The sequence below is a fragment of the Chromobacterium alkanivorans genome (assembly GCF_016937655.1).
Taxonomy (GTDB): domain Bacteria; phylum Pseudomonadota; class Gammaproteobacteria; order Burkholderiales; family Chromobacteriaceae; genus Chromobacterium; species Chromobacterium alkanivorans.
On the sequence record NZ_JAFHKL010000011.1, the window covers coordinates 1 to 24053 of the forward strand.

The 24053-nt window shown below is 61.5% G+C and carries 10 protein-coding genes; 9 read left to right on the forward strand and 1 reads right to left on the reverse strand.

What is annotated here, in order from left to right; translation table 11 throughout:
• Window positions 1-259: 259 nt before the first annotated feature.
• Window positions 260-2269 carry a M13 family metallopeptidase gene (locus JW897_RS18470; RefSeq protein ID WP_240352291.1) on the forward strand — a complete coding sequence of 670 codons (2010 nt, stop codon included), beginning with the start codon at window positions 260-262 and terminating at the stop codon, window positions 2267-2269.
• A 250-nt stretch (window positions 2270-2519) separates the two neighbouring features.
• Window positions 2520-3785, forward strand: a complete 1266-nt coding sequence (locus JW897_RS18475; protein ID WP_205467214.1) for a nitronate monooxygenase — start codon at window positions 2520-2522, stop codon at window positions 3783-3785.
• Between the two features lie 189 nt (window positions 3786-3974).
• On the opposite strand, the gene JW897_RS18480 is transcribed toward JW897_RS18475, so the two are convergent.
• A complete protein-coding gene (locus JW897_RS18480) occupies window positions 3975-4562 on the reverse strand; it encodes a TetR/AcrR family transcriptional regulator (protein WP_205467215.1) in 588 nt (195 codons plus the stop codon).
• Window positions 4563-4653: 91 nt separating this feature from the next.
• Between JW897_RS18480 and JW897_RS18485 the strand changes: the two genes are divergently transcribed.
• The 7 genes from JW897_RS18485 to JW897_RS18520 all read left to right on the forward strand — a co-directional run bounded on the left by JW897_RS18485 (window position 4654) and on the right by JW897_RS18520 (window position 23994).
• On the forward strand, window positions 4654-5373 hold the full coding sequence (locus JW897_RS18485; protein ID WP_205467216.1) for an SDR family NAD(P)-dependent oxidoreductase: 720 nt from the start codon (window positions 4654-4656) through the stop codon (window positions 5371-5373).
• The gene (locus tag JW897_RS18490) at window positions 5366-6607 is read left to right on the forward strand and encodes an MFS transporter (RefSeq protein WP_205467217.1); all 1242 of its coding nucleotides are present in this window, start codon (window positions 5366-5368) and stop codon (window positions 6605-6607) included. Before JW897_RS18485 ends, JW897_RS18490 begins: the two co-directional genes overlap by 8 nt.
• An 83-nt stretch (window positions 6608-6690) precedes the next feature.
• Window positions 6691-7290, forward strand: coding sequence for a hypothetical protein (locus tag JW897_RS18495; RefSeq protein ID WP_205467218.1), 600 nt, complete (start codon window positions 6691-6693; stop codon window positions 7288-7290).
• Window positions 7291-7437: 147 nt separating this feature from the next.
• Entirely contained in the window at window positions 7438-8508 is a 1071-nt protein-coding gene (locus tag JW897_RS18505) for a metal-dependent hydrolase (protein ID WP_240352292.1), read from the forward strand.
• A 214-nt stretch (window positions 8509-8722) separates the two neighbouring features.
• Window positions 8723-10402 carry a ShlB/FhaC/HecB family hemolysin secretion/activation protein gene (locus JW897_RS18510; protein ID WP_205467221.1) on the forward strand — a complete coding sequence of 560 codons (1680 nt, stop codon included), beginning with the start codon at window positions 8723-8725 and terminating at the stop codon, window positions 10400-10402.
• A gap of 72 nt (window positions 10403-10474) precedes the next feature.
• Window positions 10475-23398, forward strand: coding sequence for a hemagglutinin repeat-containing protein (locus tag JW897_RS18515; protein ID WP_205467222.1), 12924 nt, complete (start codon window positions 10475-10477; stop codon window positions 23396-23398).
• Window positions 23395-23994: a hypothetical protein gene (locus tag JW897_RS18520; protein ID WP_205467223.1), complete on the forward strand. Its 600-nt coding sequence runs from the start codon at window positions 23395-23397 to the stop codon at window positions 23992-23994. Before JW897_RS18515 ends, JW897_RS18520 begins: the two co-directional genes overlap by 4 nt.
• Window positions 23995-24053: the final 59 nt, after the last annotated feature.

A 24053-nucleotide genomic window follows, 5' to 3' on the forward strand; every position in this document is an offset into this window, starting at 1 on the left:
TTGGGGGTGACCAAGTTGGGCATCGTGGGCTCCGAGCAGTTTGTGCAGTGAGCCCGCCGGTCTGGCCAAAGCACTCCTTATATATAGCTTGTATTAATCTATACCTTGTCTTTGTCATGAAATTGACGTTTGACCCCTTGTGAGGAAAAGGCAGCCTTCGGGCTGCCTTTATCTTGCCATTGTGAGCCGGCCCGGCATTTTCACCGGAACCAAAACAAGGAAAACAGGGCCGCAGAGAAATGGAGTGAAAGGAACCCCGATGAAAATGAAGTTAGCCCTGATGGCCGCCAGCTTGCTGTTGGCTTGGCAAGCGCAAGCCAGCGCCGTGTCCGGCATCGACAAACGGCATTTCGACAACGCGGTGCGTCCGCAAGACGACATCTATCACGCGGTCAACGGCGCCTGGGTCAAGCACGCGGTGCTGCCGGCGTCCGAAGACAATGACGGCGCCTTCAAGCAATTGCGCGACCTGAGCCAGGAGCGCAGCCGCAAGCTGATAGAGGAGGCCGCCGCCAAGCCGGGCGCCTCGGCTGAGGCGCAAAAGATCGGCGATCTGTACCACAGCTTCATGGACGAGGCCGCGCTGGACAAGCTGGGCCTGGCGCCGCTGCGCGGAGATCTGGCGGAAATCGCCGCCCTGAAGGACAAGCGCGCGCTGGCGGCATGGATGGGCGCGGCTCAGGGCTTGGGCGTGCAACAGCCTTTGGCTTTTTACGTTGAGGCGGACGCCAAGGACGCGCGTCAATACCTGGCTGGTCTGTATCAGAACGGCCTGAGCCTGCCGGACCGCGACTACTACCTGGGCAAGGACGCGCGTTTCGAGAAGGCGCGCCAGGCCTACCGCGCCTATCTTGCCAAGCTGTTCAAGCTGGGCGGCTACAGCGAACCGGAGCGGCGAGCCCAGCGGGTGTTCGCACTGGAAACCAAGCTGGCGGAAGCCCAGTGGAGCAAGGTGCAGAACCGCGATCCGCAAAAAACCTACAACAAGATGAGCGTGGCCGAGCTGAAAAAGCTGGCGCCGGGCTTTGACTGGCAAGCCTTCCTGGACGCGGCCGAGGCCGGCGGCGTCAGCGCCGTCAACGTCAACCAGCCCAGCTATGCGCAAGCCTGGGCCAAGCTGGCGGCCGAGCTGCCGCTGCAAGACTGGCAGGACTATCTGGCGGCGCAGACGCTGGACGCCTACGCGCCCTATCTGGACAGCACCCTGGCGCAGACCCGTTTCGATTTCCACGGCAAGGCGCTGGCCGGCACGCTGGAGCAGCAGCCGCGCTGGAAGCGCGGGGTGAAGGCGGTGGAAGGCAATCTGGGCGAAGCCCTGGGCAAGCTCTACGTGCAGGCTTACTTCCCTCCGGAGTACAAGGCCAAGATGGAAGCGCTGGTGGGCAATCTGATGAAGGCCTACGCCCAGAGCATAGACACGCTCAGCTGGATGAGCCCGGCCACCAAAGAGGCCGCCCAGGACAAGCTGTCCAAATACATGTTGAAGATTGGCTATCCCAACAAGTGGCGAGACTACAGCGGCCTGGAGATCAAGCGCGACGACCTGGTGGGCAATATCAAGCGCGGCACCTTGTTCGAATATCGCCGCATGCTGGCCCGCTTGGGCAAGCCGGTGGACCGCGAGGAGTGGGGGATGACGCCGCAAACCGTCAACGCCTATTACAACCCCTCGCTGAACGAAATCGTGTTTCCGGCCGCCATCCTGCAGCCGCCGTTCTTCGACGCCAAGGCGGACGACGCGGCCAATTACGGCGGCATCGGCGCGGTGATCGGCCATGAAATCAGCCACGGCTTCGACGATCAGGGCAGCCAGTTCGACGGCGACGGCAATATGCGCAATTGGTGGACGGCGGAAGACCGCGCCCGTTTCGATCAGCTGACCGGCAAGCTGGTGGCGCAATACAGCGGCTACGAACCCCTGCCGGGCAAGCACATCAACGGCGAACTGACGCTGGGCGAAAACATCGCCGACAACGCCGGCCTGCAAATCGCCTATAAAGCCTACCAGCTGTCGCTGGGCGGCAAGCCCGCGCCGACGATGGACGGCATGAGCGGCGATCAGCGTTTCTTCTACGGCTTCGCCCAGGTGTGGCGTACCAAGATCCGCGACGAGGCCTTGTTGTCGCGCTTGGTGACCGATCCGCATTCGCCCGGGGAGTTCCGCGCCATAGGCGCAGCGAGCAATAGCGACGCCTTCGCCGAAACCTTCGAAGTCAAACCCGGCGACAAGATGTTCAAACCGAAAGACGAACGCATCCGCATCTGGTAAGCGCCGGTTCAATGTCCGCCGCGCTTCGGCGAGGCGGCGTTGAAAACCGCTTGGATAAGGAAAGGCCGGGACCTCCCGGCTTTTTCCATGGGCCGGGGCGTAGCACGGCTGCAATCTGGCGGGCGCATAGTGGCTTGAGCGTGGAGGCCGAGCGAGTAGACGGCTCGGAGCAAAAACTCTAAAAAAATGGATTTTCCCATAAGGCCGGGGGATAATGCCGGCCAGCATTCAGGAGAGATAGGCTGATTTAATGAAGTGCGTTGACGATTTCAGACTGCGGCTGGGCAAGCAGGAGCTGGTGCCCATCATGATAGGCGGCATGGGCGTGGACATCTCCACCTCGGCGCTGGCGCTGGAAGCGGCCAGGCTGGGCGGCGTGGGGCATATTTCCGACGCCATGGTGCCTACGGTGACCGACCGTCGCTTCAACACCAAATACGTCAAGGACAAGCTCAAGCAGTACAAATTCAATGTCGAGAACAGCGACAAATCCGTCGTGCAGTTCGACTTGGGTCTGCTGGCCGAAGCCACCCGCATGCATGTGGGCAAGACCATGGAAGCCAAACGCGGCGATGGCCTGGTCTTCATCAACTGCATGGAAAAGCTGACCATGAACGCGCCCAAGGAAACCTTGCGCACGCGCATGCACGCCGCGCTGGACGCCGGCATCGACGGCATCACCTTGGCCGCCGGCCTGCACCTAGGCTCCTTCGCGCTGATGGAAGACCACCCGCGCTTCCGCGACGCCAAGCTCGGCATCATCGTCTCCTCGCTGCGCGCCCTGCAGTTGTTCCTGAAAAAGAGCGCGCGCAGCAATCGTCTGCCGGACTACGTGGTGGTGGAAGGCCCGCTGGCCGGCGGCCACCTCGGCTTCGGCATGGACTGGGCGCAATACGACCTGGCCGCCATCGTCGCAGAAATCCGCGATTGGCTGCGAGCCGAGCAGCTGGACATTCCGCTGATTCCGGCCGGCGGCGTGTTCACCGGCAGCGATGCGACCAACTTCCTGGAAATGGGCGCCGGCGCGGTGCAGGTGGCCACCCGCTTCACCGTGGCGCGCGAATGCGGCCTGCCGGAGAAAGTGCAGCAGGAATACTTCAAGGCCAACGAGGACGACATCGAAGTCAATCAGCTGTCGCCCACCGGCTATCCGATGCGCATGATCAAGCACTGTCCGGCCATCGGCGACGGCATCCGTCCCAATTGCGAAGCCTACGGCTATCTGCTGGACGCCAAGGGCGGCTGTTCCTATATCGAGGCTTACAACCGCGAAGTGGCCGCCCATCCGGGCGAGCGCCGCATCAAGGTATGGGACAAGACCTGTTTGTGCACGCAGATGCGCAATTTCGACTGCTGGACCTGCGGCCACAACGCCTACCGTCTCAAAGACACCACAGTCCGGCGCGAAGACGGCCGCTATCAGCTGCTCAGCGCCGAGCACGTGTTCCACGACTACCAGTACAGCAAGGACCACAAGATCGTCTTGCCGGAGTTGGAGAGCATTGTCTTGGCCTAAGCCGGACAGGGCGCGGCAGACAAAAAAACCGGAAGCGAGGCTTCCGGTTTTTTTATTTCATGCTGGAATGGATGTGGTTTGGGTTGGTGTGTGAATCCGTTGCGGCTATGGGGGTAAGCGTGGGTGTCCGGCGTCCTGCCGCTTTGTCTACCCAGGGTTTGCGCCAAGCTTGATGGATGCGGACGCTTGTCACGGCGTGGCAGCCAGACGCCGGGCAGCCTCGACGACCGAGGCGCGTCGCCTGGCATGTTCTTGCGGGCCATCCATGCCGGTGAGCATGCGCGCCACCTGGGGGACCGCCGACCACCAGCCGGCCAAAGCCAAGATCAGAAACGCCAGATGATCGGGCTCCAAGGCGCGCGTGATCTTGCCTTGTCGCTGTCCTTCGGCCACTGCCTGAACTTTATAGCCATAGTGCTCCTGTCGCTGTGTTTCGTCGGGCACCTCTCCATCGAAAGTGAGGCCCTCCCAGCGCATGAGGCGGCTGAGCTCCGGGTGCTCACAATGATAGTCATAAGCACGGCCGGCATACTCGCCGATTTCTTCAGCGGTGAGGGACGTGACCGGTACCGCACGCGCCACCTTGGCTAATTCACAGCGTAGTACTGCGGAAAAAAGCGCGCGTTTGTCGCCAAAATAGTTGTAGATGCGTTCCTTGTTCACGCCGGCCGATTTGGCGATCCTCTCCACCGTTGTGCCATCGGGGCCGAGTCGGGCGAACTCGGTGACTGCCGCTTCCAGAATCCTGCGTTTTGTCCCTTCGGTATCCCATGCCATTGCTTATGTCTTCCCTTTGCTTGTGCTCTCCGGAGAATGATACTAAGATCAACTCCAACGTTGCGGTTGGATTTTAACTGGAGACTGATCAATGAAGAGAGTCATTGTCATTTGTGGCTACGGTCCAGGCATTTCCCATGCAGTTGCCATCCGCTTTGGCAGGGCTGGGCATCCCGTTGCGTTGCTTGCGCGCAGCGCGCAACGGTTGGCGGCGGCGGAGCGGGAGTTGGCGAGGGAGGGCATCCAGGCCCGGTCCTTCGTTGCCGACTTGAGTGATGTGGAGAAGGTGCGTCATGTTGTCCGCGAGGTACGCACGGCGCTGGGACCGATTGGCGTTTTGCACTGGAACGCCTTTCTCGATGCCGAAGGCGACTTGCTGTCCGCGCCGCTTGCGGAGCTTGGCAAGAGTTTTGACATCCGCGTGCTTAGCTATCTCGCCGCTGTCCGGGCCTGTCTTGCGGATCTGGAAGCATGTGGCGGCACGGTGCTTGCAACCAGCGGCATCATGGCGCTGGACGAACCTTGGATCGATTCCTTCGCCTTTGACTATGGAGCGCTGGCGATCAGTGTGGCCGCCCAGCATAAGGCCACCGGCATTCTGGCTCAGGCCTTATCGCCACGCGGTATTCACGTGGGCGAAGTTATCGTTAACGGTTTCGTCGCGGGAACGCCGGGCGGAACCGGCAAAAGCAACACGGTTGCACCGGTGGACATCGCCGAGCGATTCTGGGCGCTGCATACAACACGTCAGGCGCATTCGATGATCTGCGGCAGCGTGTTGCCGATTGAGGAGGGCCGGCGCCATGGGTAAGCAAGTCGGCTGTGCGACGGCGGTGGCGGTTCCTGATGGGATGCCGGTTCCGTTTGAGCAAGATCAAGTCGCGACTACCGGCGTCGTCATGCTGCTTGTGGTGACGGCTTTGCTCGTACTGACCCAGCTTTATTTGGCGATTCCGCTGCTGGCGCAAGTTGGTCAGAATTTTAGTGCGGCAACGACGGGAACGGTCACGTTTTCGCTGGCTACAAGTTTTAGTTTGGCTTACGCCGGCGGCTTCCTCATTTGGGGGCCGGTGTCGGACCAGTATGGTCGCCGTTCCGTGATGTTGGCCGGCTTGGCTGCCTTGTTAGTTGCCACCTATGCTTGCGTGCTCGCGCCATCATTGTCCTGGCTGGCAGTGTTGAGGGCGGTGCAAGGTTTCGCGGCCTCTAGTTTCTCCCCGGTTGCTTTGGCTTACCTTGCCGAGTCTGTGCCGGTACATCGCCGCGCACTCGTGATTGGCGCTATGTCTACGGCGTTTCTTGTGGCGGGTATCTTTGGGCAGGTGCTGGCGGCCTGGGTGGCATGGCATTGGGGTTGGGCCTGGGTGTTCTTAGTGACAGGAGCTTGTCTGACGGTTGCGATTCCGTTAACTGCTGCGATGGTCAAAGAGCCTGTTCGTCCTCCGGTAGAGGGGCATTTGGGGCGTCGCTTCTTGGCATTGGCGGGCATTGCCGGGCGGCCAGCGGTGCTGCTGCTGTCCTGCGCGCACATAGTGCTGCTCTTGTCGTTTGTTGCCATGTATACGGCGTTGGGGCCGCATTTGAGCATGCTTGGCCTCGACCCGGGTAAAGTGATTCTGCTGCGTTTATTTGGATTGCCTGGCATGTTCGCGGCGCTGTTGGCAGGGCCACTGGCCGCCCGAGTCGGCATGCCGCTTGTCGCCGGTATCGGCTATGCGCTGGCGGCCGCGGGACTGGCGCTGGAAGCAGCCTTAGCGCACTCCCTGTTTGGCATCGCCATCAGCAGCCTGGTTTTTGTCATTGGAATTGCGCTGGCCGTCCCATCGATGATTACACAGTATGGCGCCTTGGCTGTTCCCAACCGCGCCGGAGGGATGGCGCTCAACGGCTTTGTCCTGTTCATCGGCGCCAGTATGGGGCCGCTCGTTGCGGCGTGGGTTGGGAGTTTCACCCTGCTGTTGACTGGGTTGGCGGTAGCTTTGCTTGTGGCCGCCACCTGCGTGGCGGGTAGCGCGGCGCTGGCTTCATCCGGGAGACATCCATGAACGTCGGGCGATCTTACGCGTTATCAGTTTGGTCCGATTCAAGGCATTTGCTTATGGGGCCGGTACCTAGACTCTGCGCGGTCTTGGCGTTTGTCCTGTCGACGCTCGTGTTGCAGGCATCGGCCGCCACATTGGAGCGTGGCATGGGGGCTGCGCCTGAAACCCATCGTCAAACGAGTCGCCGGACGGTGAGCCTGGATGGCGAACCGGCCATACTCACCCGCTATGAGCGGCGCGATGGGCGAAATGCAGGCTTGGGGGGCGAGCATTTCAGTACGGTGATTGCCGTCAACGGCAAGCTGAAGGGCTTTGCCAATATTTCCTTGGATCCCGTGGGCAGACCTTTGCCATCCCGCGAACGCACTGAACAGCTTGCCAGATTGTTTCTGCGTGAGCTGGCGCCTGAGCTGCTAAGCAGTATGCAAATTTCGTCGATTGCTCCGCATGATGAACCGATGGGCATTGTACGAGCGGGCCGCAAAGAAACTGTCCAGCTTTCCGGCATGAAGTTCAAGGCCCGCAACCTGGTGGATGGTCGCTGGTTTTGGCTTGTTGTCGGCAGCGATGAGAAACCCATATTGTTCGAGCGCGATCTGGAGTGGTCTTTTCTTCTTGGTCGCCGCAAGACCGAGCAATGGTTGTATGACCCATGGCTTAGGAAGCAGGCTGCCGGCCGTGGCTAAGAGCGGCTAACAAAATTCCTGATGCTGCGTTGCGCCGACTTGCCGTACTCAAGTACTGCCTGCGTCGGCGCGCCTTGCCTCAGCCGAGGAACTGATTTTTGTTAGCCGCTCTAAGTACGCACTTGGCTTGATGCCTGGGAGGGCGTGATGGACTCATTGACTCAGATCATGCTGGGCAGCAGCATCGCCGCGCTGATTGCGCCAGCCAGCCAGCGGCGGCCAGCCTTGCTGGTGGGTGGTGTGCTTGCCACTGTGCCTGACCTTGATGTGATCTATTTGGGCCTGATGGCCCGCGATGTTGTTACTGAGGTGACCTGGCACCGTGGTCCATCGCACTCTCTCTTGATGCTGACGGTATTTGGAGCTGGGTTGTGGTGGTGGTTGCGTCGTCGCAGCCAGCTATTCCAAAGGGCTCCCTTGAGGTGGCTGTGGGCAACTTGGCTGGTCTTGCTGACGCATCCGTTGCTGGATGCATTCACTGTCTATGGCACGCAGCTGCTGTGGCCCTTGCCGGTTCCTCCCACGATGTGGGCGACGATTTTCATCATCGATCCCTTGTACACGTTCCCGTTATTGCTTGGTGTGGTCGCGGCCTGGCGCTTGTCTCCCCGCAAGGCGGGGGAGCAGGGGATTGATGAGTATTCCGGTTTGCCCGCTCGCCGTTGGCTGGTGATTGGCCTGTTTCTCAGCTCCTCCTATTTGCTCTGGAGTGTGCTTGCCAAAGGCTGGGTCGATCGGGTCGCGGCGCAAAGATTGAGCGTCATGGGGTTGCAAGATGCGCCTAGGTTTTCCACGCCGTTGCCGTTCAATACCTTGCTTTGGCGTGTGATTGTGATGGCGCCGGATGGCTATTGGATTGGCGACCGCTCGCTGCTCGCAGACCAAGGGCCGATGTCGTTTGTTTATTACGCCAGCGATAGGCGGGCCCTGGCGCAGCTGGGTCCTGTCCCAGAGTTGCAACGATTGTTATGGTTTACACAGGGCTTCGTCGGAGTGCGTCCGCAGCGCCGCGAGGATGGCGCGCGTCGGCTGATCCTTTCCGATTTAAGGATGGGGTTTGAGCCGGACTACTTCTTTCGTTATGACATAGCCGGTGCCGATGCTCATGGCCGTTGGGTCGCGGCTCCTGAATTTGTCCGCATGCCGGCATCGGAAGAGCGCACGATGACGTGGCGTTGGATGTGGCATCGTTTGTATGACGACAATGCAAAGCCTTGATGCCGTATTCGGCCACGGTTATCCGTGGCATGACGCTGTGGAGTGGAAAGCATGGAACGGCGATGCACCTGAGGTGCGGTTGACAAGGGTCAAGACAACGGCTTCCTCTTTTCATGAATTACGTATTTTCACGTAGTTACCTTGTGATTGTCATTATTTAAAATGCGAACATAAATACCATTTAAATAATTTAAAATAATCACTCTAAGCCTCCGTGAACCATACCTTGATTCAGGCCGCCGTTTTGGGCGGCTTTCTTGTTCCCGCCGCCGGAGCTTCCGCGCTGGACGAACAAATTCTTCGGCATCAGCAACAGCAGCTGGAGCAGCAACGGGAAGAGCTGCAACGGCGGCCTGACGTGCTGCAATCCCCATCCCCTCTCAATCCTGTCGCCGCGCCCGCTGTGGCTGAGCCGCATCAAGGGGCGTGCTTCGAGGTGAAGCGGATCGAGCTGGAGGGCATGCCCGTCGCCTGGCGCGGCTGGCTGCCCGCGGCGGCGGCTCGCTGGCAAGGCCGATGCCTGGGCTTGGTTCAGCTGGACCAAGTGGTGGCGGAGCTGAGCAATGCGATGGTGGAGCGCGGCTATGTCACCAGCCGGGTGTATCTGCCGGAGCAGAACCTGGGGCAGGGCCGCTTGCGGCTGGCGGTGGTGCCGGGGCGCATCCATCAAATCCGGCTTAAGGACGGGCCGGGCGACCGCGGCCTGGCTTCCGCCTTTCCGCAGGGCGCCGGCGACATCCTCAATGTGCGCGCGCTGGAGCAGGGCTTGGAACAACTGGGGCGAGTGCCCACCCAGCAGGCGACGATGGAAATCGTGCCTGGACAACAGCCGGGCGAAAGCGATGTGGCGGTCAGCCGCAGCCGTGCGCGCCAGCTGACCGGGCAACTGAGCCTGGACGACAGCGGCCAGCCCGCCACCGGCAGGCTGCAGAGCAACGCCAGCCTGTTGCTGGGCGGCGCCACCGGCTTCAACGACCTGCTGTCCCTGTCCTGGAGCCAGGACGCCGAGCATATCGCCCATCCGCTGAGCCAGGCGCATACCGTGTCCTGGCTGCTGCCCTGGGGCGACTGGACCGCGTTCGCCAGCTATAGCGCGTTCGCCTACCGGCAAACGGTGCAGGCGGTTAACCAGTCTTTCTCTTCCAGCGGCCACAGCCGCAATACCCAGCTGTCGCTGGCGCGCTTGCTGCATCGAGACCAGAGCAGCAAGACCGAACTCAAGGCCAGCCTGACCCGCAAGGCCTCGCGCAGTTTTATCGAGGACGCGGAAATCGCGCCGCAACGCCGCGATCTGACCATCGCCGGCCTGGAGCTCAGTCATCGCCGCTATCTGGGCGAAGCGGTGCTGGACGCCTCGCTGGGCTATCAGCGCGGCATCGGCGGCTGGGGCGCGCAAAACGAGGCGCAAACCGCCGCCGCCGGTTTCACCGCCCGCCATGAACTGTTCCAAAGCCGGCTGGCCTTGCAGCTGCCGCTGCGCCTGGGCGGCCAAACCTGGCGCTGGAGCAGCGAGCTGCGCGGCCAGTACAGCGCCGACCCGCTGCTGCCGTCCGAGCAGTTCTCCATCGGCAGCCGTTACACCGTGCGCGGCTTCAACAGCAACAGCCTCAGCGGCCGAGGCGGCCTGTACTGGCGCAATGAGCTGAGCGCGCCGCTGCCGGCCCCGGCCGGCGCGCAACTGGAAGGCTATCTGGGCCTGGACGCCGGCCGGGTATCGCATCCGGCTTACGCCGACGATACCAGTCGCAGCCTTTCCGGCTGGGCCGCAGGCCTGCGCGCGCAGTTGGCGGGCAAGCTCAGCGCCGAGCTCAGCCACGAACGCGCGATGCGCCAGCCGCAAGGCTGGAACCGGCCCGCCATCACCCATTTCAATCTGACCCTGCTCTGGCAATAAGCCCGTTTTGCCGAGCCCCGGCCTTGAGCGTGCGTTCAAGGCCGGGCCCTGTCCCGTTTCGACGACGCCATCATGAACAAGACACTCTATCGCATCATCTTCAATCAAGCGCGCGGCCAACTGATGGCGGTGCAGGAAACCGCAAGCGGGCAGGGCAAGGGCGGCGGCCGCGGCCAGACTGCGGCGGGGGCGAGATTCGCCGCCGCGCGCGGCTTCGGCTTCAAACTGTGCGCGCTGTGGGTGGGCGTCGGTTTGGGCAGCGTCGCGCTGGCGGCGGACATCGTGGCCGATCCGGCTGCGGCGGCCGGCAAGCGGCCGACGGTGATTCAGGCCAATAGCGGGCTGCCGGTGGTGCAGATCGCCGCGCCCACCGCCGCTGGCGTATCCCACAACCAGTACCAGCAGTTCAACGTCGGCCCCAAAGGGGTGGTGCTCAACAATAGCGCGCAAGTCGTCAATACCCAGTTGGCCGGCTATGTCGGCGGCAATCCCAATCTGGCCGGCGGCAGCGCCCGCATCATCCTCAACGAAGTCACCCACGCCAACCCCTCGCAGTTGAACGGCTATCTGGAAGTGGCCGGCCAGCGCGCGCAAGTGGTGGTGGCCAACCCGTGGGGCATCAGCTGCAGCGGTTGCGGCTTCATCAACACCCAGCAAGCGATGCTGAGCACCGGCGCGCCGCAACTCAACGCCCAGGGCGCGCTGACCGGCTTCCAGGTCAACGGCGGCGCCGTCAGCATCAGCGGCGCCGGCTTGAATGCCGGCAATGTCGATAAATTCGCCATCATCAGCCGCGCGCTGCAAGTCAATGCCGAGCTGCACGCCAAGCAACTGGATCTGGTGCTGGGGCGCAATCAGGTGGACGCTGGCACCCTGCAGGCGCGGCCATTGGCGGCCGACGGCTCCGCCGCGCCGACCTTCGCGCTGGACGTGGCGCAACTGGGCGGCATGTACGCCAACGCCATCCGCCTGGTGGGCACCGAGGCCGGGGTGGGCGTCAATCAACAAGGCGAAATGGCCGCGCGCGCCGGCGATCTGCAGTTGACCAGCGCCGGCGACTTGTTGCTGAAGGGCAAGACCTTCAGTCAGCAAGATATGAAGCTCAATAGCGGCGGCAAGCTGGAGCACGGCGGCCAGACCCGCAGTCAGGGCGCGCTGCAAGTGGCCGCCGTCGGCGCGGCCCAGCTGGACGGCAGCCTGACGGCGGGCGGCGCGCTCGACATTGAAGCGGCCGCGGTGGCGGGCAAGGGCAGCGTGGCTGCCGGCGCCCAAGTCGACGGCAAATTGGGCGAGACCGGCGCGCTGACGCTGCGCAGCCGCGCGGGTCTGGATTTCCATGGCGAATTGCTGGCCGGCGGCGATGCGAGCATTCAGGCGGGCAAGGCCCTGTTGCAGGGCGCGGTTGTAGGCGCCAGCCACGGCGATTTGCGGGTAACGGCGGACGGGGATTTGAACGCCTCGCAAGCCAAGCTGGGCGCTAAGGGCCTGGCTCGCTTGCAAGCCGGCGAGGGGATCCAGCTGCGGCAAGGCGCGTTGAGCGCCGGACAGCTAGAACTGCAGGCGAAGACGCTGGACAACCGCGGCGGCCTGATTGCGCAAAGCGGCGCGGCCGCCGGCTTGGTGGACGTGCAAGGGCTGCTGGACAACCGCGACGGCGTGATCGCCAGCCAGGGCAAAACGCTGACCGTGGACGCGGCGGCCATCGACAACCGACATGGCGAAATCAGCCACGCCGGCGCGGATACGCTGAGAGTGAGCGCGGACAAAATCGACAACCGCGAACAAGGCAAGCTGCACAGCGACGCCAAAGCCGAGATCAAGACGGCGGAGCTCGACAACGCGCAAGGGCGATTGACCGCCTTGCAAGGCCTGGAGCTGAACGCCAGCGGCGCGCTGCGCAACGACGGCCTGCTCGGCAGCGACGGCCAGCTCAAGCTGACGGCCGGCCAGTTGGACAACGGCGCGGGCCTGATCCAGGCGGGCAAGGACCTGCAACTGACGGCGGCCAGCGTCAGCAACGCCGACAAAGGTCAGATTCTGGCCTTGGGTAAGGACACCGCCAGCAGCCTGGAAATCAGCGGCCAGTTGAACAACCAGGGCAAGATCGCCGGCAATGCCGGGCTGAGTGTCAACGCCGCCGACATCGACAATCACGGCGGCACGCTGCAGTCGGCCGGCGAGTTGAAGCTGGAGAAGCAAGTCAGCTTGAACAACGACGGCGGCCACATCGTCGCCAAGGATCTGAACCTGAAGGCGGGCATGCTCAGCAACCAGGGCGGCGAAGTCTTCGCCCAGCAACAGCTGGACGCCCAGCTGCGGCAACTGAACAATGCCAAGGGCAGCCTGATCGGCTCGCAAGGCTTTATCCTCAGCTCCAGCGATGTGTTGCGCAACGACGGGCTGCTGGGCAGCGACGACACGTTCAAGCTGACGGTCGGCCAGCTGGAGAACGGCGTCGGCCTGATCCAGGCGGGTAAGGAGCTGCAACTGACTGCGGCCAGCGTCAACAACGCCGACAAGGGACAGATCCTGGCCTTGGGCAAGGACACCGCCAGCAGCTTGGAGATCAGCGGCCAGCTGAACAACCAGGGCAAGATCGCCGGCAACGCACAGCTGGATATCAAGGCCGCCGACATCGACAACCACGGTGGCACGCTGCAGTCGGCCGGCGAGTTGAAGCTGGCGAAGCAAGCCAGTCTGAACAATGACGGCGGCCACATCGTCGCTAAGGACCTGGTCCTGAAGGCGGTCACGCTCAGCAACCAGGGTGGCGAAGTCTTCGCCCAGCAGCAGCTGGACGCCCAACTGGGGCAACTGAACAACGCCAAGGGCAGCCTGATCGGCTCGCAAGGCTTTACTCTCAGCGCCAGCGAGGTGCTGCGCAATGATGGCCTGCTGGGCAGCGATGGCACGTTCAAGCTGACGGTCGGCCAGCTGGAGAACGGCGCAGGCCTGATCCAGGCCGGCAAGGATCTGCAACTGACGGCGGCCAGCGTCAACAACGCCGACAAAGGCCAGATTCTGGCCTTGGGCAAGGACACCGCCAGTAGCCTGGAGATCAGCGGCCAGTTGAACAACCAGGGCAAGATCGCCGGCAACGCACAGCTGGATATCAAGGCCGCCGACATCGACAACCACGGCGGTGCTTTGCAATCGGCCGCGCAGCTGAATCTGAGCAAACAAGCCGGCCTGAACAATGACGGCGGCCATATCGTCGCCAAGGACCTAGACCTGAAGGCGGACACGCTCAGCAACCAGGGCGGCGAAGTCTTCGCCCAGCAGCAGCTGGACGCCCAGCTGGGGCAACTGAACAACGCCAAGGGCAGCCTGATCGGCTCGCAAGGCTTTACCCTCAGCGCCAGCGAGGTGCTGCGCAACGACGGGCTGCTGGGCAGCGACGGCACGTTCAAGCTGACGGTCGGCCAGCTGGAGAACGGCGTCGGCCTGATCCAGGCGGGCAAGGACCTGCAACTGACTGCGGCCAGCGTCAACAACGCCGACAAGGGCCAGATCCTGGCCTTGGGCAAGGACGTGGCCAGCAGCCTGGAGATCAGCGGCCAGTTGAACAACCAGGGCAAGATCGCCGGCAACGCACAGCTGGATATCAAGGCCACCGACATCGACAACCACGGCGGCACTTTGCAATCGGCCGCGCAGCTGAATCTGAACAAGCAAGCCGGCCTGAACAATGACGGCGGCCATATCGTCGCCAAGGATCTGAGCCTGAAGGCGGTCACGCTCAGCAACCAGGGCGGCGAAGTTTTCGCTCAGCAACAGCTGGACGCCCAGCTGGGACAGCTGAACAACACCAAGGGCAGCCTGATCGGCTCGCAAGGCTTCACTCTCAGCGCCAGCGAGGTGCTGCGCAACGACGGCCTGCTGGGCAGCGACGGCCAGCTCAAGCTGACGGCTGGGCAACTAGAGAACGGCGCAGGCCTGATCCAGGCCGGCAAGGATCTGCAACTGACGGCGGCCAGCGTCAACAACGCCGACCAAGGCCAGATTCTGGTCTTGGGCAAGGACACCGCCAGCAGCCTGGAGATCAGCGGCCAGTTGAACAACCAGGGCAAGATCGCCGGCAATGCACAGCTGGATATCAACGCCACCGACATCGACAACCACGGCGGCACTTTGCAATCGGCCGCGCAGCTGAATCTGAGCAAACAAGCCGGCTTGAACAACGACGGCGGCCACATCGTCGCCAAAGACCTGAATCTGAAAGCGGACAGGCTCAGCAACCAGGGTGGCGAAATCCGCCACTTGGGACAGTCCATGGCGCAATGGCAGGTGCGCCAGCGTCTCGACAATCAGCAAGGCACCTTGTTCAGCAACGGCGGCCTGACGCTTGCGGCCCAATCGCTGAACAATCAGCAGGGCTCGTTGAGCAGCCTGGGCGCACAATCATTACAGTTGGCCCAAGGCCTGGACAATCAGGGCGGCGCCTTGGTCAGCGGGCAGGGGCTGCAATTGCAGCTGGGCGCGGCCTTGAACAACCAAGGCGGCACGGTGCAGGCCGAATCCCTGCAACTGCACGCGGTCAGCCTGGGCAATCAGGGCGGCAGCATCAAGGCGCTGGGAGCCGGCGACGGCAAGGTCACCATCGGCGGGACGCTGGACAACTCCGCTCAAGGCCTGTTGGCCGGCAATGGCCGTCTGGAGGTGAGCGCCTTGGCCTTGGACAACCGCCAGGGCGTTTTGCAAAGCGCGGCCAAGCTGGACGTGCAAGTGGCGCAACTGGCTCAGAACCAGGGCGGCAAGATCCAGGCCGGGCAACTGCAGCTGAAAGCCGCCGAGCTGAACAACCAGCAAGGTCTGCTCAGCCAGGCCGGTGACAGCGCGGCCAAGCTGGAGTTAAGCGGCCAGCTGGACAATAGCCGGCAGGGCAAAGTGCTGTCCAACGGCCAGCTGCAGGTGACGGCGGCGGACTTGCTGAATGCCGGCGGCACGCTCAGCAGTCAGGGCGATTTGCAGTTCAGCGCGAGCGGAGCGCTGGACAATCGCCAGGGCGCTTTGGGCAGCAACGGCGCTTTGAAGTTGAACAGCGCCAGCGTGGACAATGCCGGCGGCCTGATCCAGGCCGGCCACACCTTGAGCTTGGACAGCGGCAGCTTGTTCAACCATGGGGGCAAGCTGTTGGCGCTGGGCGGCGGCGACAGCCGCGTGACGCTTAGCGGGCAATTGAGCAACGGCGGCCAGATCGCCGGCAACGGCGATTGGCGGATCAAGGCGCAAGGACTGGACAATGCCGGCGGCAGCCTGCTGAGCGTGGGCAGCCTGGGTATAGACACCGTGACCCTGGGTAATTCCGGCTCCTTGCTGGCCGGCAAGGATTTGAGCCTGACTCTGGCCAGCGACTTCATCCATGTTGCGGGCAGCAAGTTGCAGGCCAATGGCAAGCTCAGCATCAGCAGCAGCGGCAATCTGATCAATAGCGGCCAGTTGCAGGCCGGCGGCGATTTGGTCTTGAACGGCGTCAGCTGGACCAATAGCGGCGAGGTCAACGCCGGGGGCAAACTCAGCGCTGCGCTGAGCCAGGCGCTGAGCAATAGCGGCAAGCTCAGCGCCGGCGCCTTGCAACTGAACGCCGCCAGCGTGTTGAACACCCACTCCATCACCGGCGGCGATATCTCCATCCAGGCCGCCAGCCTGGACAACGGCGGCAGCCAGGGTCTGATCGCCTCTGCCGGCAATATGGCGCTGGATATCGGGCAAACCCTGAATAATCACGACGGCAGCTGGTTGTATAGCCAGGGTGATATGCGCATCGGCAAGGCCGGAGCGGCCGCAGGGCAGGTGATTAATCATGTGGCGACTTTGCAGTCCGATGGCAATATGTTTATTGATGCGGGGCGAGTGAGTAATGAGGCGAATCCAATAGAAGTGCTGCCAAGTAAAGAAAGTGTTGAGAGCTATAGAAAGACATTATATCTGCTTCCTTCTGTAGTTTATGAGCATGTGAGCTGTGGGAAGGATGGCGCTGGTCAATGCGACCGCAGTATATCCTATGTTGGCTTTGTTTCTTTGAGTGGAGTGGTGTCGGTTGACGAGGAAAGAAAGTATATTACTGTTAGGGGTTCTGCCGGTTCCAAGGCAGTGTCAATTCCTTATTTTCTAAAGGTGGGGAGTGGTTGGCAGGCAGGTTATTATTATTTGCCAGGTTATGATCCTAAAAAACATATTCTACCGACTACTTCACGTCAGCTGTTGTCAGGTAACCTAGATCCAATGGTTTTTGGCTATGGTGTGGCAGAGTCATTTATGTCTGGTGGGGTTGTTGATGGTTATGGAGCTGCGCAGAAAATAAATATTTACCCGCTGCCTATTTCAGTGGCTGGTAGGGATGAGGTTGGTGTTCCTGGTGAAATGGCAAGGAATTATTCGGTTTCAGTTAAGACTGATGTGGCAACTGGGAGTGGGGCGGGGGCGAGGCTGTCGGTGGCGGGTGATTTGTCTATTCAGTCTTCAGATGTTTTAAATAAATATAGTTCAATTTCAGCTGGTGGTGACTTGATTTTGGTAGCAGGGAATCAAGTAAATAATGTTGGTCAGAAGCTGTTGAAGACAGTAACCGAAACGACTCAAGCTGTTTTTCCTGCCGGTAGAGTGGGGGCTGTAACTGTCGCAACGCGTACTGAAGTCATAGCCTCGCTGGACGCTACCATTAGCACCAGCCAAAAACTCACGCTACAAGCCCCCACCATTTCCAATGGCAAGGCTTCGCAACTCGACATCTCTCTAACTACCGGCAATATCCAGCCCGCAGCGGCGGCGGTAAATACCGCGGCGGGCAAGGTTTTGACGCAAGCCGATGGCGACGCGGCCAGCGCGGGCAAGAAGCTGGGCGGCAAGCCGTTGGATGCCCTTGCCTCCGCGCAAGCGTTGGCTGGGCAATCGACTGGCGCGCAAGCGGCGGTGGAGCTGCAAAAGTCCGCTGTGGGCAGCCAAGCCGGCGCGCAGTGGGACGGGACCAAAACCTCGGTGTTGCCGCAGCAAGTGTTGCTGGAGTCCGCCGGCACCAAGGCGGCCAACCCGGTGGCCGACGGCTACAGCCTGCCCAATAACGGCCTGTTCCAGACGCGCCCGGCGCCGAAACAACCTTACTTGGTGGAAACCGACCCGCGCTTCACCCAGTACAACAACTTCATCTCGTCAGACTACCTGCTCAAACAATTGGGCTACGACCCCAGCCGCGTGGAAAAACGCCTGGGCGATGGTTTCTACGAGCAGCAATTGGTCAGCCGCGCGGTGACCGAGCTGACCGGCAAGCGCTTTATCGGCGGCAACGCCAACGCGACGCAGCAGTACCAGCAATTGATGAGCCAGGGCGCGGAATACGCCAAGCAATTCCAATTGACGCCGGGCGTGGCGCTGTCCGCGGAGCAGATGTCCCGCCTTACTGCGGACATGGTGTGGCTGGTCAAGCAGAATGTCGACGGCCACGACGTGCTGGTGCCGGTGGTCTATCTGGCCAAGGCGCAGGAGCAATCGCTGCGCGGCCAGGGTGCGGTGCTGGCCGGCAGCCATATGGCGTTGCTGGCCGATGGCTCGCTGATCAACAGCGGCACGCTGAAGGCGGACAACAGCCTGTTGGCGCAGGCGAACGATATCCGCATCGAAGGCGGCAAAGTGCTGGCGGGCGGCGACCTGGGCCTTGGCGCTCGCCACGATCTGCTTGTTGGCGACGACAAGCAACACAGCCAGGCCGGCAGCGTGATTCAGGCGGGCAGCTTGCAGCTGCAGGCTGGCAATGATTTGAAGCTGCAAGCCGCGCAGCTGCAGGTCAGCGGCGACGCGCAACTGCAAGCTGGCCGCGATCTGGACATCGCCAGCCGCGAAAACCGTTACAGCCATGCGGGCAACACTGGCCGCAGCCAGTACAGTTACCAGCAGGTCGACCATGTCGGCAGCACGCTGCAAGTGGGCGGTAGCCTGGGTTTCAACGCTGGGCACGATCTCACGCTTAGCGGCGCGGAGGTCAAGGCCGGCGGCAAGCTGCTGGCCGTGGCCGGCAATGAGCTGACCCTGCAATCCACATTGGACAGCAAGCAAGGCCAGGGTAGCTGGAATGGCTGGGGTTGGGGCGCGTACTCGACGCTGGACCAGATCCGCCATGCCACCCAGCTGCAGGCCGGCGGCGATATGCTGCTGCAAGCCGGCGGCAATCTAGCCCTCAACGGCTCCCAAGCCCAGGCCGGCGGCGGCCTGCTGGCGCTGGCAGGCAAGCAACTGACGCTACAGAGCGAGGCCAACACCAAGCAAGATATCGGCAGCAGCGGGGGCAGCAGTCACAACTGGCGAACCGACTCCCTGACCGTGGCCGGTCTCTCCGGCAAGAACGACTTGCAACTGCAAGCCGGCGGCGACGCCTTGCTGAACGGCGCCAGCCTGCTCAGCGGCGGCAAGCTGGGCCTGTCCGCCGGCAACGACATCAAACTGGGCGCGGTGGCCACGGAAAACCGCAGCGACAACAGCTGGGGCCAGGATGTCCACAATAATTACGACCTCACCCAGCACGGCAGCGCGCTGCGGGGAGAGACGGGGCTAACGCTGTTGGCAGGCCGGGACATCGCAGCCCAGGCCGCCAGCCTGTCCAGCGACGGCGAAGCCACGCTGGCGGCGAGACGCGACGTCAGCTTGGGTTCGGTGGCGAATCTGCACAGCGATTACAGCAAGACGGTGCGTTCGTCCGGCGGCTTCATGCGCAAGAAAACCACGGTGGACATCAGTTCTCATCAGAGCGCCACCCAGGTGGGCAGCAATCTGTCGGCGGACAAGGTCGCCGTCAGCGCCGGGCGAGATCTGGACATCCAGGCCAGTCAGGTGGCGAGCACGGACACGGCATCGCTGCAAGCGGGCAACGACATCCGCGTCCAGGCCGGCACCAACGCCAGCCAAAGCTTCCAGTACCACTACGAGAAGAAGTCCGGTTTCTTCGGCACGGGCTGGGGCGGCTTCATGATAGGCAGCAAAGAGCTGAGCGACGCGATGAACGCCCAAGGCACCACCCAGAGTCAAAGCAAGAGCCTGGTGGGCAGCTTGAAGGGCGATTTAACGGTGCAGGCCGGCGGCAAGCTGCTGGTGCAGGGCAGCAGCCTGAGCGCCTTGAACGGCGACGTGGCGGTGGGGGCCAACTCCGTGCTGGTGCAGGATGGCCGGGACGTCATGGTGGTGGACCGCAGCCATGTGGAGAAGCAAAGCGGCTTCTCCATGAAAACCGTCAATACGCTGAAGGACACTTTCGACAACCTGAAAGAGATCGTCAGCACCCGCCACGGTTTTGGTCTGGTCAAGGGCGTGGGCGCGGAGATCTCCGCCTTCGCGCTGTCCAGCAGCAGCCAGGATATGTCCTATTCCTCGCTGGAGCAGGGCTATCAGCAACATAACCGCACCGTCAGCAGCGTGGGCAGCGCCATCCTGGCCGGCGGCGACATCAAGCTGCTGGCCAGCGGCAAGCCGGAGCAACTGCCGGGCAATGGAGACTTGTCCGTCATCGGCTCCAGCCTGCAGGCCGGGGGCAAGGTGGACTTGTTCGCCAAGGGCAATGTCGACATTCTGGCGGGCGTCAACGACAGGCAAGACAGTTTCAGCAGCTACAGCCACGCTTCGCGCGCCTCTTTGTACACGCCGCAGCTTGGCGATCTGGTTCGCGCGCTGGAGGGCGTGCCCAACCATAGTGGCACCTCGCTCACGCCGTACAACCAGGCGCGGCAAGACGGCAACGGCAGGCAGAACGACCAGCAACTCAACCCCAGCCAGGTTAGCGGTGAGCAAATCCGGGTGGTCAGTCTGGGCGGCGACGTCAATGTGGTGGGCTCTGCGTTGCAGGGGGTGAAGGACGTGACCGTGGCGGCGGATCAAGGCAGCGTCAACGTGCTGGCCGCCACCGCTCATTACCAGTTCAGTCAGGACAACAAGGGCTTCACCCTGGGCAATGTCGGCGGCGGCAATCACTCCGCCACGGTCGGTGTCCAGCACACAGAGGACAAGGCGTCGGGCAGCGGCAGTCAGCAAAGCGCAGCCCTCAGTCAGATCACCAGCCTGCAAGGCAATGTCGCGCTCAGCGCCGCCGACGCGGTGCGGGTGGCCGGAGCCCAGTTGGCGGCGGGGCAGGATTTGACCTTGAGCGGCAAGTCCGTGCAAATCCGGCCCGGCGTGGATCAGGATAGCCGCGTCGAAACCCATCACATGGACCAATGGGGCGTCACCGCCGGAGTCAGCAGCCCTGTGCTCAGCGCGCTGGATGCGGTGGATAAGATGGGCCAGGTGGCGGCGGGCGGGCAGAGTGCCGATTCGCGCACCCGCGCCTTGGCGACGGGCACCGCCGCATTGGCCGCGTACAACGGGTATAAAGCGGCTCAGGCGGCGGCTGATGGTCAACTGGTGTCCGCCAGCGTCACCATCGGCGCCAACCGCAGCGACAGCAAGCAGGAAAGCCAGTCCCTCACGCATACCGACACCCGGCTGGAGGCGGGGCGAGATCTGCTGATACAGGCCAGCGGCGGCGGCAAGGACTCCAATATCGATATCGTCGGCAGTCAATTGCAGGCCGGCAGCAACGCGACGCTGAAGGCGGACAATCAAGTTGCGCTGCAGTCGGCGCAGGACAGCAGCAGCTTGCGCGGCGAGAACAGCGGCTCCGGCTGGGGCGTGGGCATCGGCGCTTCCTTCGGCCAGGGGGGCTTCAGTGTTGGCGTCACCGCCAACGCCAACCACTCCTTCGGCCGCGAAAGCGGAGACACGGTCGATCAACGCCACGCCACGGTAAACGCCGGCAATACCTTGACCCTGCAATCCGGCGGGGACGCCGTGCTCAAGGGCGCGGAGGCGAGTGGCCGGGAGATCGTGGCCAATGTCGGCGGCAATCTGGACATCCAGAGCCAGCAAGACCTGCACCAGTACCACAGCAGCGGAAAGAGCCTGGGCGGCAGCGTCACCGTTGGACTCGGCTTCAGCGCCAGCGGCAGTTACAGCCAGCAAAAGATGGACAACGACTACGCCAGTGTGCAGAACCAGTCCGGCCTCAAGGCCGGAGACGGCGGCTTCCAAGTGGCGGTCAAAGGCAATACCCATCTCACGGGCGGCGTCATCGCCAGCAGCGACAAGGCGGTGGCGGACGGCAAGAATAGTTTGAGCACCGGCACGCTGACCGTCGGCGATGTGCAAAACCACGCCAACTACAGCGGCAGCAGCATCAGCCTGGGTGGCAGCGGCAGCATGAAGGGTGGAGACGTCAAGTTTGGCTCCATGGACGCTGTGGGCGGGCAAGATATCCATGCTCAGCAATTCGGCAACGGAGGCGGAGCCAACGCCTTCGGCGCGATAGCAGCCCATGAGAGCGCGGACAGCGTCACCCGCGCCGGCGTCAGCGGCGGCAAACTGAGCATCGCCGACAGCGCCGGCCAGCAAGCCTTGACCGGCCAGACGGCGGAGCAAGCCGCCGCGGCGCTCAACCGTGACGTCAGCAGCGACAGGGACGGCGCAAATTCCCTGCAGGACAAGTTCGACAAGCAGCAATTGCAAACCACCTTCGCCGTGGTGCAGGCGCTGACCGAGCAGGTCAGCGTGTTCACCGCCGCCAAGGCCGCGGAGGCCAAGGCGGCGAAAGAGGAAGCGGACAAAGCGCAAAAGGATCCGGCCAAGAGCGATGCGGAGAAGGAACGCCTGCAAGCGAAGGCGGGCGATGCCGCCAAGTGGGCGCCAGGCGGAGCCTACAGCCAGATCCTCACTGCGGTCACCGCCGGCATCGGCGGCAATGTGGCCAACGGCCTTGGCGGCATGGCGCAAAACGCCGGCATCGCCTATCTGCAAGGGCTGGGCGCTCAGCAGGTGAAAGCGTTGGTTGACGGGATGGAGAGCGGCGCCAAAACGCCGGAAGGCGAAATTGTCCGCGCCGTGCTGCATGCGGCGCTGGCCTGCGGCGGAGCCAGCGCCAGCGGGCAGAGTTGCGGCGCGGGAGCCGCCGGGGCCGCCGCAGCGGTGGCGTTGAACAATGCTTTGGACGCATTGCAAAAAACCAGCCCGGACACCATGACGGCGGAACAGAAGTTGCAACGAGAAAGCCTGGTGAGCGGCTTGCTGGCGGGTTTGTCGGCCGCCATAGGCGGAGCGGACACCGCCGCGACTACGGTGAATGCGGCGAAGACGGAGTTGGAAAATAACCAGTTTGGGGATAGTACTGTAGACCAGTATCTCTATGCTGGGAAAAGTCGTGGAATCAGAGCATTAGTTGAGAAAGCAAATCAGAAGGGCAGCTCCCAAGGCTTGGTGCTGGCTGCCGCCTTCCTAACGGCTCAAGGCACTCCCGCAGCTATTGCAGCGGCTAGAGCGTGTATGAGCAATCCGTTATGCCTAAATGAGTTAGCTATCTCGTTAGGAGAAGTAGCTGCGGGCGATGCATTACCTACTGGATTAGGGGTTGGTGGAGCTGCACTTATAAAATCGGTTGAGAAGTATAGGGCTTTGGAAGCTGCAGGAGAGAAAGCGGAAGCTGCTATAGTTCTTGAAGATGCGGTAAAGAAAATTGCTGGACTGCGTGTGGCTGGAGACACCGCTAAGTTGTCTCAGCTAACTGCCCATGCTAATCAACAATTATTAGATGCAGTAAATGCTATTCCGTCTAAGAATCAAGCGTCAAAAATAGCGACAATGATTGCTGCATTTGATCCTGAGACTGGTAAGGTTGCGATAGGTTATAGCTCGGGTTTTAGGAAGGCAGAGGATCTTAGTCCGCTTACAGTAAAGTATGTGGAAGAGCGGCTTGGTGTTACAATTGGAGAATTTACAAGCCTTTGCTCGAACAGGGTGGGTGCTTGCGCGGAAATATCTGCAGCAGATAAGCTGATCCGCCAGGGGGTTCGGCCAGAAAGTATTGAATTTACCCAGGCTGTTCGTCCACTGACGATTTTGAAAAATGGAGGTGTTATGGAAGAAAAAGCGATTATTTCTACTTGCGGAAATTGTCAAAGAACTTGGCCAAAAGGAGAGCGAGCGCAATGACGCTGAATAGTGATTGGGAACCGGGGTTTGGCTCGATATTTACTTGGTTCTGCATGGATAAGCATGGCCGAATAGCTATGATGGTTAATAATGGGTTTGGAAACTTACCTAGAAGTTTGCTGCGACTTGATGATGTGGAAAGTCGTTTGGATGAACTGAATGAATTGGTTTGGGGCGAGTCGGAGAGATTTCAGCACGACTTTCATCACCCGGAAGCAAGTTATGAATTGGTTTTTTATTCTAAGTGCAACAATAAAGGGTTGGCTGATAGGGGGCAGGTAGAGGCAAGCCTATTGCAGTCGTTTGGCAGAGTTCCGGAAGGCTCGGATTTGAGTGTTCCAATTAAGCATGGATTCTATCTTTATCATGCGGTTGAGGGTAGTTTTCAGGGGGAAGATTTTCCCGTTGGCTACCAAGGCGAAGTTGAGATGGGGGATTATTTTAAATTTCTAGCGCCGACAGTGAGTTCCTCCATTGATGATCTGCCCGCTGAGTTGAGGGGTGTTGTTTGTATTTCTGATGTGGTGGACTTTGAGGTTCAAAGTATTTTGGATAATTCTGAGATTAACGACCTCTTTGTTCGTCAGTATTGTTGATGGCTTTTTTGGGGGCGTGAATTTGCAAGGTAGGCCGATTGCTTAGATTTTGAGGTGTT